Below are 12,188 nucleotides of genomic sequence, written 5' to 3' on the forward strand. Positions count from 1 at the left end.
GATCGATCCTTACAGGCTGCCCTTGGTCGATGGAATCGTGCCCAGCGCGCGCTCGTCCAGCTCGGACGCCATGCGCAGCGCACGGCCGAAGGCCTTGAACACGGTCTCGCACTGATGGTGCGCGTTCACGCCGCGCAGGTTGTCCACGTGCAGCGTCACGCCGGCGTGGTTGACGAAGCCGCGGAAGAACTCGATGGTCAGGTCCACGTCGAAGCGGCCGATGGTGGCGCGGGTGAACGGCACGTGCCATTCCAGGCCGGGCCGGCCGGAGAAATCGATCACGACGCGCGACAGGGCCTCGTCCAGCGGCACGTAGGCGTGGCCGTAGCGGCGGATGCCTTTTTTGTCGCCGATGGCCTTGGCGACCGCCATGCCCAGCGTGATGCCGGTGTCCTCGACGGTATGGTGGTCGTCGATGTGCAGGTCGCCGACGGCCTCGACTTCCAGGTCGATCAGCCCGTGGCGGGCGATCTGGTCCAGCATATGGTCGAGGAAAGGCACCCCGGTGTTCAGTTTCTGGCGGCCGGTGCCGTCGAGGTTCAACGAGACGCGGATCTGCGTCTCGCTGGTATTGCGCGTGATGTCTGCGGTGCGGGTCATTACAGGGAAGCCTTCAGGGCATTCAGGAATACGGCGTTTTCTTCGGGAGTGCTGACGGTCACGCGGATGCAGTTGGCCAGCAATTCATGCATTCTACTCAAATTTTTGATCAACACTCGCTCTGCGAACAGTTTAGCGCAGGTACGCTCGGCGTCCGGCACGCGCAGGGTGATGAAATTCGCACTCGACGGGAACACCGTCACGCCCGGCAGCGCGGCCAGCGCCGCGGCCAGCCCGGTACGTGCCGTGTTCAGGCGCGCGGCCTGCTCGTCCAGCACGTCCAGGTGGTCCAGCGCGAACTCGGCCGCCACCTGCGTGAGTACGTTGATGTTGTACGGCGGGCGCACCTTCTCGAACTCGGCCAGCAGCGCCGGCGCCGCCGACAGGTAGCCCAGGCGGATGCCGGCCAGGCCCAGCTTGGACAGCGTGCGCATCACCACCAGGTTCGGATGCTGCGGCAGGCGCTCCATGAAGCTGGTGCGCGCGAACGGCTGATACGCCTCGTCGGCCACCACGATGCCCGTCTCGCCCAGCGCCTCGATGATGGCGACCATGTCGTCGGCATCGTACAGGTTGCCCGTCGGGTTGTTCGGGTAGGCCAGGAACACGAGCGAGGGCTTGTGCTCGGCGATGGCGGCCAGCATGGCGGCGCGGTCGAGCGAGAAGTCGGCCTTCAGGGGCACGCCGACGAAGTCCATGCCCGCGAACTGGGCCGAGCGCTGGAACATCACGAAGGCCGGGATCGGCGCCATCACGACGGCGCGTTTATCCTGCCTGGCGCAGGCCATGCACAGGATCGAGATGATCTCGTCCGAACCGTTGCCGAGGATGACGTCGTAGCCGCCCGGCACGCCCAGCTTGGTGCGGATGCGTTCCTTCAGCGTCGCATACGAGGGCACCGGATAACGGTTCAGCACCGTGTCGGCCAGGCGTGCGCCCAGTTCGGCGCGCAGGTCGTCCGGCAGCTGGTACGGGTTTTCCATCGCGTCGAGCTTCAGGTAGCCGCTCGAATCCGGGACGTTGTAGCTATGGCCGGCACGGACGTCTTCGCGGATCGTGTTGGCGATGAGGGTGTCGATGCGGGTCATGGTTGTTCCTTATTGATAGTTAACTCGTCGTTCCTGCGGAGGCAGGAACCCAATTGAAGCATGCTAGGTCGGCTCAGTATGGGGTGAAACAGTGCGGGGCACTGTTTCACGCCTTCGCAGGAACGACGGTGGCTTTTTTTCGTGCCGCCGCACTGCGCTTCTTGGCCAGCGTCATCGGCACCTCGGTCGCGGCCAGTCGCGCCCCGATGATGGCGCAGTACTCCGGATTCAGCTCGAAACCGCTGAAATGCCGGCCCAGCCGCTTGGCCGCCAGGGCCGTCGTCCCGCTCCCCATGAAGGGGTCGAGCACGGTGCCGCCCGGCGGACACGAGGCCTTGACCATGCGCTCGATGATCTCGAGCGGCTTCTGGGTCGGATGGTCGACCCGTTCCGCATGCTCGCGGTGCAGGCGCGAGACGCTCCACAGGTCCTTGGGGTTGTAGCCCACTTCCAGCCATTTGGCGCCCACGAAGATCGAGCGCGAGCGCGCCTTCTTGGTGGCGGCGTCGTACGGGATGCGCACGGCGTCCAGGTCGAAATAATAATCCTTGCGCTTGACGAAGAAGCCGATCGTGTCGTGCACGGAGCTGAAGCTGCGGGTGCTGCCGCCCATCGACGGCACGCGGCGGTCCCAGATGATCTCGTTCATCATCGTCATGCGGCGCTTGAGCATGACGAAGATTTCCGGCGCATGGCGCCAGGTGAGGAAGATGTACAGGCTGCCGTTGTCCTTCAGTTTCGGCAGTACGGCATCGATCCAGCGCTCGGTCCAGGCCAGGTAGTCGTCCACGCTCTGGCGGTCGGAGGCGTTGCCGTAGTCCTTGCCCAGGTTGTACGGCGGGTCGGTCAGGACCAGGTCGATGGAGCCGTCGGGGATGCGCGCCAGGCCGGCCAGCGCATCCTCGCAGAAGACCTGGTCGCGCCAGGCGGTCATGCCGCCGGCTTGATGCGGAACTCGGCGCTTTTCGCGTGCGCCTGCAGGCCCTCGCCGTACGCCAGCTCGGCCGCGACCTTGCCCAGGGTTTGCGCGCCCGCTTCGGACACGAACAGCACCGACGAACGCTTCTGGAAGTCGTACACGCCCAGCGGCGACGAGAAGCGCGCCGTGCGCGAGGTCGGCAGCACGTGGTTCGGGCCGCAGCAATAGTCGCCCAGCGCTTCGGACGAGAAGCGGCCCAGGAACATGGCGCCGGCGTGGCGGATTTTATCTGCCCACTGCTGCGGCTCGGCGGCCGAGATCTCCAGGTGCTCGGCGGCGATGGCGTTGGCGATCGCGCACGCTTCTTCCATGTCGCGCACCTTGATCAGGGCGCCGCGGTCCGTCATCGACGTGGCGATGGTGTCCTTGCGCGGCATGGTCGGCAGCAGCTTGTGGATGCTGGCCTCGACCTGCGCGATGTAGCCGGCGTCCGGGCACAGCAGGATGGCCTGGGCCAGCTCGTCGTGCTCGGCCTGCGAGAACAGGTCCATGGCGACCCAGTCCGGGTCGGTGGTGCCGTCGCACAGGACGAGGATTTCCGACGGGCCCGCGATCATGTCGATGCCGACGGTGCCGAACACGCGGCGCTTGGCGGCGGCGACATAGGCATTGCCGGGGCCGACGATCTTGTCGACGGCCGGGATCGTCGCGGTGCCGTAGGCGAGCGCGCCGACGGCTTGCGCGCCGCCGATCGTGATCACGCGGGTGACGCCGGCGATCGCGGCGGCGGCCAGCACCATGCGGTTCTTGACGCCGTCCGGGGTCGGCACGACCATCACGATTTCCTTCACGCCCGCCACTTGCGCGGGGATCGCGTTCATCAGCACCGACGACGGATACGCGGCCTTGCCGCCCGGGACGTAGATGCCCACGCGGTCCAGCGGGGTCACGCGCTGGCCCAGCACCGTGCCATCCGGCTCGGTGTAGGTAAAGCCGTTCAATTCCTGCTTCTGGCGCTCGTGGAACACGCGGATGCGCTCGGCGGCCACGACCAGGGCGGCGCGCTGGGCGTCCGGCAGCGAGGCCAGCGCCTGCTGCAGTTCGTCTTCCTTGATGTCGAAGGCGGCCATGCTGGCGGCGCCACCGGGAATGCGATCGAACTTGTTCGTGTATTCCAGCACGGCGGCGTCGCCGCGCGCCTTGACGTCGGCGAGGATCTTCGCGACGGCCGATTCGATGGCGTCGTCGGTCTCGGCCTCGAAGGCCAGCAGCGTGTTCAGGGTCTGCTGGAAGTCGGCGGCGGTGGAATCGAGCTTGCGTACGGTGATGTTCATGCTTCCTGCCCTTGCAGCTTGGAGGCCGCTTCGAAGGCCTCGATGATGGGTTGCAGGCGCTCGCGCTTGAGCTTGAGCGCGGCCTGGTTGACGACCAGGCGCGAGGAGATGTCCATGATCTTCTCGACTTCGACCAGGTTGTTGGCGCGCAGCGTGCCGCCGGTGGAGACCACGTCGACGATGGCGTCGGACAGGCCCACCAGCGGGGCCAGCTCCATCGAGCCGTACAGCTTGATCAGGTCGACGTGCACGCCCTTCTTGGCGAAGTGCTCGCGCGCCGTGTGCACGAACTTGGTGGCCACGCGCAGGCGCGCGCCCTGGTGCACGGCGTTTTGATAGTCGAAACCGGCGTTCACCGCCACCGACATGCGGCAGCAGGCGATGCGCAGGTCGACGGGCTGGTACAGGCCTTCGCCGCCATGCTCGAGCAGCACGTCCTTGCCGGCCACGCCGAAGTCGGCGGCGCCATGCTGGACATAGGTCGGCACGTCGCTGGCGCGCACGATCAGCACGCGGATGCCAGGGTCGTTGGTGGCGAGGATCAGCTTGCGCGAGGTCTCGGGATTTTCCAGCACTTCGATGCCGGCGGCTGCCAGCAGGGGCAGCGTGTCTTCGAAGATGCGGCCCTTCGAAAGGGCGAGGATCAGCTGGGGGCTGGTGGTGGTGGTCATGTGAAGCATTTTCCGCGTCGGCCCGGAGACCGTCGTCCCTGCGCAGGCAGGGACCCAAGTTTGTTGCGCTTCGACTGCGCTTGCAAATTGGGTCCCTGCCTGCGCAGGGACGACGTGCCTGGACTAACGAATATGATTGTTTTCTTATTTGATACGGACGATATCCGCCCCCACCGCCGACAGCTTCGCCTCCATGCGGTCGTAGCCGCGGTCGAGGTGGTAGATGCGGTCGACGATGGTCGTGCCTTCGGCCGCCAGGCCGGCGATTACCAGCGAGGCCGAGGCGCGCAGGTCGGTCGCCATCACGGGCGCGCCGACCAGGCGCTCGACGCCTTCGATGAAGGCGGTATTGCCCTCGGTCGAGATGCTCGCGCCCAGGCGGTTCAGTTCCTGCACGTGCATGAAGCGGTTCTCGAAGATGGTCTCGGTCACGCGGCTCGGGCCGCGCGCGATCGTGTCCACCGCCATGAACTGGGCCTGCATGTCGGTCGGGAAGCCCGGGTATTCCGTCGTGCGGAACGATACCGGCTGCGGACGGCCGTCCATGCGGGCGCGGATCGTGTCGCCTTCCACCGTCAGCTGCACGCCCATCTCGCGCAGCTTGTCGAGCGCCACGTCGAAAATGTCGGTGCGGGTGTTGGTGATGCGGATGTCGCCGCCCGTCGCCGCCACGGCGCACAGGAAGGTGGCCGCCTCGATGCGGTCCGAGATCACGGCGTGCCTGGTGCCGTGCAGCGCGTCGACGCCCTGGATCACGAGGCGGTCGGTGCCGATGCCGTCGATCTTGGCGCCCATCGCCACCAGCATATTGGCCAGGTCGACCACTTCCGGTTCGCGCGCGGCGTTTTCCAGGATGGTCTCGCCCTCGGCCAGCACGGCCGCCATCAGCAGGTTTTCCGTGCCGGTGACGGTGATCATGTCGGTGTGGATGCGCGTGCCCTGCAGCTTGGCGCACTTGGCGTGGATGTAGCCGCCTTCGATCGTGATGTCGGCGCCCATCGCGCGCAGGCCCTTGATGTGCTGGTCGACGGGGCGCGAGCCGATCGCGCAGCCGCCCGGCAGCGAGACCCGGGCTTCGCCGAAGCGGGCCAGCATCGGGCCCAGCACGAGGATCGAGGCGCGCATGGTCTTGACCAGTTCATACGGCGCTTCCAGGCTGGTGATGTTGGCGCCGTTGAGCACGACGTGCTCGTCGTCCTGCGTGACCTTCAGGCCGGTCTGCTCGAGCAGGCGCAGCATGGTGCGCACGTCGTGCAGGCGCGGCACGTTGGTCAAATCGAGGTCGCCGCTGGTAAGCAGGCCCGCGCACAGGATCGGCAGCGCCGCGTTCTTGGCGCCGGAGATGGCGATGTCGCCGTTCAGGCGCTTGCCGCCCACGATCTGGAGCTTGTCCATGCTTATCCTCGGTACTCGTCAGGGGTCAGGGTCTTCATCGACAGCGCGTGGATTTCCTCGCGCATGCGGTCGCCCAGGGCCGCATACACCACCTGGTGGCGCTGGATGCGGTTCTTGCCGGCGAAGGCCGGGGACACGATGACGGCCGTGAAATGCTGGCCGTCGCCCTCCACTTCCAGGTGGGTGCACTCCAGGCCGTTCTTGAGGTAGCCGTGGATGAGTTCGGGTGTGGTAGCCACGATGAATAATCCTGTAATAAATCAGTGACGCAGTTTGTAACCGCGGCGAAGCATGTTGATGGCGACGGCCGCCAGGGCCACGAAGAACACGGCGACGATGGCCAGGCTGGTCCAGGGCGAGACGTCCGACTTGCCGAAGAAACCGTAGCGGAACCCGTCAATCATATAAAAGAACGGGTTGAAATGCGAGACTGCCAGCCAGAATGGCGGGAGTTTCTGGATCGAATAGAACACGCCGGCCAAAAATGTTGCAGGCATGATCAAAAAGTTCTGGAAAGCGGCCAGCTGGTCGAACTTCTCGGCCCAGATGCCGGCGATGACGCCCATCGTGCCCAGGATGGCGGCGCCCAGCAGCGCGAACACGACGATCCACACGGGCGCCACGAAGCTCAGGTGGGCGAACCAGGCCGTGATGACGAACACGCCCGCGCCGACGGCCAGGCCGCGCACCACGGACGCCGCCACGTAGGCCGACAGGATTTCCCAGTGCGACAGCGGCGGCAGCAGGATGAACACGAGGTTGCCCGTGATCTTGGACTGGATCAGCGAGGACGAGGAATTGGCGAACGCGTTCTGCAGCACGCTCATCATGACGAGGCCGGGGATCAGGAAGGACGTGTAGTTCACGCCGTCCAGCATCTGCACCTTCCCTTCGAGCACGTGGCCGAAGATCAGCAGGTACAGCATCGACGTGACGACGGGCGCCGCCACGGTCTGCATGGCGACCTTCCAGAAGCGCAGGATCTCCTTGTAGAACAGGGTCCGGAAACCGACGGAAAAGAAGTTCATCGCGCGCTCCCGGAATCCATGATCTGGATGAAGATGTCTTCCAGGTCGGCCTGCTGCAGCTGCATCTCGTCGATCTCGGCGCCCGACTCGCGCAGGCGCGCCAGGATGCCCTCCACTTCCGCATACTCGTTCACGCGCAGCACGTACTTGTTGCCGCCGCCGTTGCCGTTGGCTGCATCGCGCTCGTCGTGGGCGACCAGGTGGCGCAGGTCTTCCGGGAGCGTGCCCCGCTTCAGGTGCACGACCAGCGAGGAGCCGGACACGCGCCGCAGCAGCTGCGACATGGTGTCCAGCGCCACCACGTTGCCCGTCTTGAGCATGGCCACGCGCTGGCACATGGCCTGCGCTTCTTCCAGGTAGTGGGTGGTCAGGACCACCGTGTGGCCTTCGCGGTTCAGGCGCGAGATGAACTTCCACAGCGTCTGGCGCAGTTCCACGTCGACGCCGGCGGTGGGCTCGTCCAGCACGATGACGGGCGGCTTGTGCACGAGGGCCTGGGCCACCAGCACGCGCCGCTTCATGCCGCCGGACAGGGCGCGCATGTTGACGTCGGCCTTCGGCGTCAGGTCGAGGTTTTCCATGACCTCGTCGATCCACTTGTCGTTGTTCTTCAGGCCGAAGTAGCCCGACTGCAGGCGCAGCGTCTCGCGCACGGTGAAGAAGGGATCGAACACCAGTTCCTGCGGCACCACGCCGAGCTTCATGCGCGCCTGGCGCTGGTCGGTGACGACGTCGTGGCCATGGATGCGGATGCTGCCCACGTCCGGCCGGATCAGTCCCGCGATGGTGGAGATCAGGGTGGTCTTGCCGGCGCCGTTCGGGCCGAGCAGCCCGAAGAATTCGCCTTGCTCGATGGTCAGGGACACGCCCTTCAAGGCCTTGAAGCCCTTGTAGCTCTTCTCGACGCTATCTATCTGGATGGCTGCTGTCATGCGGTGGGTGGTCCGGATCGATGGACCGTGCAGGGAAACGAGCCATTATAGAAGAATTCCGAATTTCTAGATTCGGTGGCCGGTTTATGAGGAGGGATGCAATGGCAGGTGGCTGAAAACCGGGGTCAGAGTCCAACCGTCAACACCGGACTCTGACCCCTGCCGACCCCGGCACGCGATCAGCCGTGGCTGATCAGCTCGTCGACGCCATACAGCTTCGCCAGGGCGCCGACGTTCGCCGGCACGTTGATGAACTTGATGGTGCGTCCCTGCGCGCGGGCGCGGCGCTGCCAGGCCAGCATCAGCGACAGCGCCGACGAATCGGCGGCCTTGACGCCGCCGAGGTCGAACACGGTCTCGCCGGCCGCCACCGCGGCGCAGCCCTGGTCCAGCGCCGCGTGGGCGTTATGGAAGGTCAGGGCATCCAGCGAGAGCATGGGATTGGCTTCGGCCATGGGCTTACTTCGCCGGGGTGGCGAGCGGCTTGGAAGCCAGCTGCTGGTTGCGCTCGTGCAGCTTCTTGATCAGGCCGTCGATGCCGCCCTTGCTGATCTCCGAGCTGAAGGTGCTGGTGTAGGTCTGGACCAGCCACGCGCCCAGCACGTTCAGGTCATAGATCTTCCAGCCCTGCGGGCCCTTGGACAGGCGGTAGTTCAGGGTGATCGGCTCGCCGCGGGTCACGTTGACCTGCGAACGCACTTCGACGTCGGTGTCGGCCGGGTCGGCACGGAACGGCTTGAACTCGACGGTTTCGTTCTTGATCTGCGACAGCGCGCCCGAGTAGGTATAGACCAGCAGGGTGCGGAATTCATCGGTCAGCTGCTTCTGCTGTTCCGGGCTCGCCTGGCGCCAGAAGCGGCCGGCGGCTTGCTGGGTCATTTTCTGGGCATCGACGTAGGGCAGGATCTTGCTGTTGACCAGGTCGATGATCTTCTGGCGGTTGCCGGCCTGGATGTCCTTGTCGGCCTTGACGCTGTTGATGACGTCGTTGCTGACGCGCTTGACCAGCGCATCCGGGGCTTCCTGGGCGATCGCGGCAGGGGCCAGCACGCTGGCGGAGACGGCGACCGCGGCGGTCATGATCAGTTGTGCGATGGGTTTCATGAAATTCCTTCCTCTGGCGGGCGGGCCGGCATGGCGGCCTGCCCGCATGGTTTATTTCGTGGCCGGTGCGGGCGTCGCGGGCGACGGCACGGGCGGGTTGTTGGGCGCGGCGTTCTCGGCCGGAGCCGGGGCAGCGCCGTCGGCGGCGTCCGCACCGTCGTCCGGCGCGGTCGCCTTCTTGACGCCCAGCTTTTCCTGGACCTTCTCGATGCGGTCGTGGACCTTCTCGGCACGTTCCTGCGCCTTGTCGGTATCCAGCACCTGGCTCTCGCGGCGCTGCAGGTAGCCGTCGCGCAGGAACTCGTAGCGGTCCAGCGCGGCTTCTTCCAGCAGCGTCGAGGCATCCAGCACGCTGGCGCGCTGGTCGACGGCGCGCAGCACGATGCCGCTGTTACGCCACGGCACGTCGTTCACGTGGGTCCACGCATCGCCCCACCAGTCGCCCGGCAGCGCCGCGGTGTCACGCACCGTAGATGGGCCCAGCAGCGGCAACATCAAGTAGGGACCGGCCGGCACGCCCCAGTAGCCCAGGGTCTGGCCCAGGTCTTCGTTGTGCTTGCGCAGGCCGGCCGGGGTGGCGATGTCGAGCACGCCCGCCAGGCCCATGGTCGAGTTGACGGCGAAGCGCGTCAGGTCCTGGAAGCCGTCCTGGCCCTTGAACTGGGCGAAGTTGTTCAGCGAGCTCCACAGGTCCGACAGGTTGCCGAAGAAGTTGTTCACGCCCGTCTGCACGAAGCTCGGGGTGATTTTCTTGTAGGCGGTGGCGGCCGGCTTCAGGGCGGCGCGGTCGACCGCGTCGTTGAAGCTGAACATCGCACGGTTGAACGGCTCCAGCGGGTCACGCGGGTTGTTGGTGGCGCAGCCGCTCAGCAGCAGGGCGGCGCCGGCTGCCACCATCAGGCCTCGGGCGCGAGACTGGCCGGATGCATTACGTTTTTTCATTTATCAGCGTCCTTTCCATCTGCTGCTTTGCTATAAATAAACTGATTGATCAAGTCTTCGAGTACGGCTGCCGACTGGGTGCGGTTGATGCGGTCACCCTCGACCAGGTTGTTCGTATCCCCACCCGCCTCGATGCCGATGTACTGCTCGCCCAGCAGGCCCGAGGTCAGGATCTTCAGCGAGCTGTCCTTCGGAAACTTGTAAGCCGGGTCCAGGTCGAGACGCACGATGGCCTGGAAGCTCTTGTCGTCGAAGGTGATGTCGCCGACGCGGCCGACCACGACACCCGCGCTCTTGACGGGCGACTGCGGCTTCAGGCCGCCGATGTTGTCGAACTTGCCGGTGACCGCATACGTCTTGCTGAACGAGATCGTGCTCATGTTACCGGCTTTCAGCGCCAGGAATAGGAGCGATAACGCACCCAACAGGACAAACAGTCCAACCCAGACGTCAATGGATTTACGATGCATAGATTTTCCTAATATTTGTTGCTTTAATTGCAGTCAATCTTTTATATCACTTGTTGAACATCAGCGCAGTCATGATGAAGTCCAGGCCCAGCACCATCAGCGACGCCACCACGACGGTACGCGTGGTCGCGCGCGACACCCCTTCCGGCGTCGGCTGCGCCTCGTAGCCCTGGAACAGGGCCGTGAAGGTGACGGCGATGCCGAACACGAGGCTCTTCAGGACGCCGTTCATCACGTCGCGGCGCACGTCGATGTTCGCCTGCATCTGCGACCAGAAGGCGCCCGGATCGACGCCGATCAGCTGCACGCCGACCAGGTAGCCGCCGACCACGCCGATCGCCGAGAACACGGTGGCCAGCACCGGCATGGCGATCAGGCCGCCCCAGAAGCGCGGGGCCAGCACGCGCTGCACGGGGTTCACGGCCATCATTTCCATCGCCGTCAGCTGCTCGCCGGCCTTCATGAGGCCGATTTCCGCCGTCAGCGAGGTGCCGGCGCGGCCGGCGAACAGCAGCGCCGTGACGACCGGACCCAGTTCGCGCAGCAGGGACAGCGCCACCAGCTGGCCGAGCTTTTCCTCGGCGCCGAACTGGGACAGCGTGTAATAGCCCTGCAGGCCCAGCACCATGCCGACGAACAGGCCGGACACGACGATGATCAGGAGCGAATAGTTGCCGATGAAGTGGATCTGTTCCGAGATCAGCGCCGGCCGTTTCAGCGCGCCCGGCAGGCGCATCAGCAGCTTGACGAAGGAACGGGCGACGAAGCCGATGCGCGCGAACATGTCGAGCACGAGGCCGCCGATGAAGCCGAGGACGGTGGCGATCATCGCTTGTCTCCCAGGCCCAGGTCTTCGGCCAGCGACTTGCCCGGATAATGGAAGGGCACGGGGCCGTCCGGCTGGTTGTTGATGAACTGGACGACGTAGGGGTCGGTCGAGCGGCGCAGGTCTTCCGGCGTGCCTTCGGCGACGATTTTTCCTGAAGCCATGAAATACACGTAGTCGGCGATCGCGAAGGTTTCCTGCACGTCGTGCGAGACGAGGATCGAGGTCGAGCCGAGCGCGTCGTTCAGGTTGCGGATCAGGTTGGCGGTCACGCCCATCGAGATGGGGTCGAGGCCGGCGAACGGCTCGTCGTACATGATCAGTTCCGGGTCGAGCGCGACGGCGCGCGCCAGCGCCACGCGGCGCGCCATGCCGCCCGAGATCTCGTTCGGCTTGAGTTTATGGGCATTGCGCAGTCCGACGGCGTTCAGGCGCATCAGCACCAGGTCGCGGATCAGTTCTTCCGGCAGGTCGGTGTGCTCGCGCAGCGGGAAGGCCACGTTCTCGAACACCGTCAGGTCGGTGAACAGCGCGCCGAACTGGAACAGCATGCCCATCTTGCGGCGCAGGCGGTAGATGCCCCGGGTGTCGAGCTGGTTGATGACTTCGCCGTTGATGGAGATCGTGCCCTGCTGCGGCTTGATCTGGGCACCGATCAGGCGCAGCACCGTGGTCTTGCCGCAGCCGGAACCGCCCATCACGGCAACCAGCTTACCGCGCGGGAAATCCATGCGCAGGTTCGACAGGATGGGGCGATCTCCATACGAAAAGTGCAGATCGCGGATTTCGACGAGGTTGGACACTGGTGAGTTCGGAATTTTTGAGAGTCTCATATTGTAGTGCAGAAACGGCAATCCCTGCTGAGGAGCCCCCCGTTTC

The 12,188-nt window shown here is 65.3% G+C and carries 15 protein-coding genes; all 15 read right to left on the reverse strand.

The window, feature by feature from the left end; all coding sequences use genetic code 11:
* Nucleotides 1-9 precede the first annotated feature (9 nt).
* Nucleotides 10-600, reverse strand: coding sequence for an imidazoleglycerol-phosphate dehydratase HisB (hisB, locus tag ACI1V7_RS15425; protein ID WP_290412853.1), 591 nt, complete (start codon nucleotides 598-600; stop codon nucleotides 10-12).
* Nucleotides 600-1,688: a histidinol-phosphate transaminase gene (hisC, locus tag ACI1V7_RS15430; RefSeq protein WP_404532672.1), complete on the reverse strand. Its 1,089-nt coding sequence runs from the start codon at nucleotides 1,686-1,688 to the stop codon at nucleotides 600-602. Before hisC ends, hisB begins: the two co-directional genes overlap by 1 nt.
* Before the next feature lie 106 nt (nucleotides 1,689-1,794).
* Entirely contained in the window at nucleotides 1,795-2,622 is an 828-nt protein-coding gene (locus tag ACI1V7_RS15435) for a DNA-methyltransferase (RefSeq protein WP_404532673.1), read from the reverse strand.
* A complete protein-coding gene (hisD, locus tag ACI1V7_RS15440) occupies nucleotides 2,619-3,941 on the reverse strand; it encodes a histidinol dehydrogenase (RefSeq protein ID WP_404532675.1) in 1,323 nt (440 codons plus the stop codon). Before hisD ends, ACI1V7_RS15435 begins: the two co-directional genes overlap by 4 nt.
* Entirely contained in the window at nucleotides 3,938-4,612 is a 675-nt protein-coding gene (gene hisG / locus ACI1V7_RS15445) for an ATP phosphoribosyltransferase (RefSeq protein WP_404532676.1), read from the reverse strand. Before hisG ends, hisD begins: the two co-directional genes overlap by 4 nt.
* Before the next feature lie 144 nt (nucleotides 4,613-4,756).
* Complete coding sequence (murA, locus tag ACI1V7_RS15450; protein WP_404532677.1) at nucleotides 4,757-6,007, reverse strand: UDP-N-acetylglucosamine 1-carboxyvinyltransferase; 1,251 nt, start codon at nucleotides 6,005-6,007, stop codon at nucleotides 4,757-4,759.
* Between the two features lie 2 nt (nucleotides 6,008-6,009).
* The gene (locus ACI1V7_RS15455) at nucleotides 6,010-6,246 is read right to left on the reverse strand and encodes a BolA family protein (protein ID WP_404532678.1); all 237 of its coding nucleotides are present in this window, start codon (nucleotides 6,244-6,246) and stop codon (nucleotides 6,010-6,012) included.
* A gap of 21 nt (nucleotides 6,247-6,267) precedes the next feature.
* Complete coding sequence (locus tag ACI1V7_RS15460; RefSeq protein WP_404532679.1) at nucleotides 6,268-7,035, reverse strand: ABC transporter permease; 768 nt, start codon at nucleotides 7,033-7,035, stop codon at nucleotides 6,268-6,270.
* Entirely contained in the window at nucleotides 7,032-7,967 is a 936-nt protein-coding gene (locus ACI1V7_RS15465) for an ABC transporter ATP-binding protein (protein WP_404532680.1), read from the reverse strand. Before ACI1V7_RS15465 ends, ACI1V7_RS15460 begins: the two co-directional genes overlap by 4 nt.
* 179 nt (nucleotides 7,968-8,146) lie before the next feature.
* Nucleotides 8,147-8,422 (reverse strand): STAS domain-containing protein, encoded by a 276-nt coding sequence (locus ACI1V7_RS15470; RefSeq protein ID WP_404532681.1) that lies wholly within the window; start codon nucleotides 8,420-8,422, stop codon nucleotides 8,147-8,149.
* 4 nt (nucleotides 8,423-8,426) lie between these two features.
* Nucleotides 8,427-9,071: an MlaC/ttg2D family ABC transporter substrate-binding protein gene (locus ACI1V7_RS15475; protein ID WP_404532682.1), complete on the reverse strand. Its 645-nt coding sequence runs from the start codon at nucleotides 9,069-9,071 to the stop codon at nucleotides 8,427-8,429.
* A gap of 51 nt (nucleotides 9,072-9,122) precedes the next feature.
* Entirely contained in the window at nucleotides 9,123-10,013 is an 891-nt protein-coding gene (locus tag ACI1V7_RS15480) for an MlaA family lipoprotein (RefSeq protein ID WP_404532683.1), read from the reverse strand.
* Nucleotides 10,010-10,483, reverse strand: coding sequence for an outer membrane lipid asymmetry maintenance protein MlaD (gene mlaD / locus ACI1V7_RS15485; protein ID WP_404532684.1), 474 nt, complete (start codon nucleotides 10,481-10,483; stop codon nucleotides 10,010-10,012). Before mlaD ends, ACI1V7_RS15480 begins: the two co-directional genes overlap by 4 nt.
* A gap of 46 nt (nucleotides 10,484-10,529) precedes the next feature.
* Nucleotides 10,530-11,312 carry a lipid asymmetry maintenance ABC transporter permease subunit MlaE gene (gene mlaE, locus ACI1V7_RS15490; protein ID WP_404532685.1) on the reverse strand — a complete coding sequence of 261 codons (783 nt, stop codon included), beginning with the start codon at nucleotides 11,310-11,312 and terminating at the stop codon, nucleotides 10,530-10,532.
* Complete coding sequence (locus ACI1V7_RS15495) at nucleotides 11,309-12,112, reverse strand: ABC transporter ATP-binding protein (protein ID WP_404532686.1); 804 nt, start codon at nucleotides 12,110-12,112, stop codon at nucleotides 11,309-11,311. Before ACI1V7_RS15495 ends, mlaE begins: the two co-directional genes overlap by 4 nt.
* Nucleotides 12,113-12,188 lie beyond the last annotated feature (76 nt).

The organism is Massilia paldalensis (assembly GCF_044901715.1).
Lineage (GTDB): Bacteria > Pseudomonadota > Gammaproteobacteria > Burkholderiales > Burkholderiaceae_D > Telluria > Telluria paldalensis.

Bases quoted from the DNA above. Each gene is read 5' to 3' on its own strand.
- hisB (WP_290412853.1), bottom strand. From the start codon at position 600: ATGACCCGCACCGCAGACATCACGCGCAATACCAGCGAGACGCAGATC.
- hisC (WP_404532672.1), bottom strand. From the start codon at position 1,688: ATGACCCGCATCGACACCCTCATCGCCAACACGATCCGCGAAGACGTC.
- ACI1V7_RS15435 (WP_404532673.1), bottom strand. From the start codon at position 2,622: ATGACCGCCTGGCGCGACCAGGTCTTCTGCGAGGATGCGCTGGCCGGC.
- hisD (WP_404532675.1), bottom strand. From the start codon at position 3,941: ATGAACATCACCGTACGCAAGCTCGATTCCACCGCCGCCGACTTCCAG.
- hisG (WP_404532676.1), bottom strand. From the start codon at position 4,612: ATGACCACCACCACCAGCCCCCAGCTGATCCTCGCCCTTTCGAAGGGC.
- murA (WP_404532677.1), bottom strand. From the start codon at position 6,007: ATGGACAAGCTCCAGATCGTGGGCGGCAAGCGCCTGAACGGCGACATC.
- ACI1V7_RS15460 (WP_404532679.1), bottom strand. From the start codon at position 7,035: ATGAACTTCTTTTCCGTCGGTTTCCGGACCCTGTTCTACAAGGAGATC.
- ACI1V7_RS15465 (WP_404532680.1), bottom strand. From the start codon at position 7,967: ATGACAGCAGCCATCCAGATAGATAGCGTCGAGAAGAGCTACAAGGGC.
- ACI1V7_RS15470 (WP_404532681.1), bottom strand. From the start codon at position 8,422: ATGGCCGAAGCCAATCCCATGCTCTCGCTGGATGCCCTGACCTTCCAT.
- ACI1V7_RS15475 (WP_404532682.1), bottom strand. From the start codon at position 9,071: ATGAAACCCATCGCACAACTGATCATGACCGCCGCGGTCGCCGTCTCC.
- ACI1V7_RS15480 (WP_404532683.1), bottom strand. From the start codon at position 10,013: ATGAAAAAACGTAATGCATCCGGCCAGTCTCGCGCCCGAGGCCTGATG.
- mlaD (WP_404532684.1), bottom strand. From the start codon at position 10,483: ATGCATCGTAAATCCATTGACGTCTGGGTTGGACTGTTTGTCCTGTTG.
- mlaE (WP_404532685.1), bottom strand. From the start codon at position 11,312: ATGATCGCCACCGTCCTCGGCTTCATCGGCGGCCTCGTGCTCGACATG.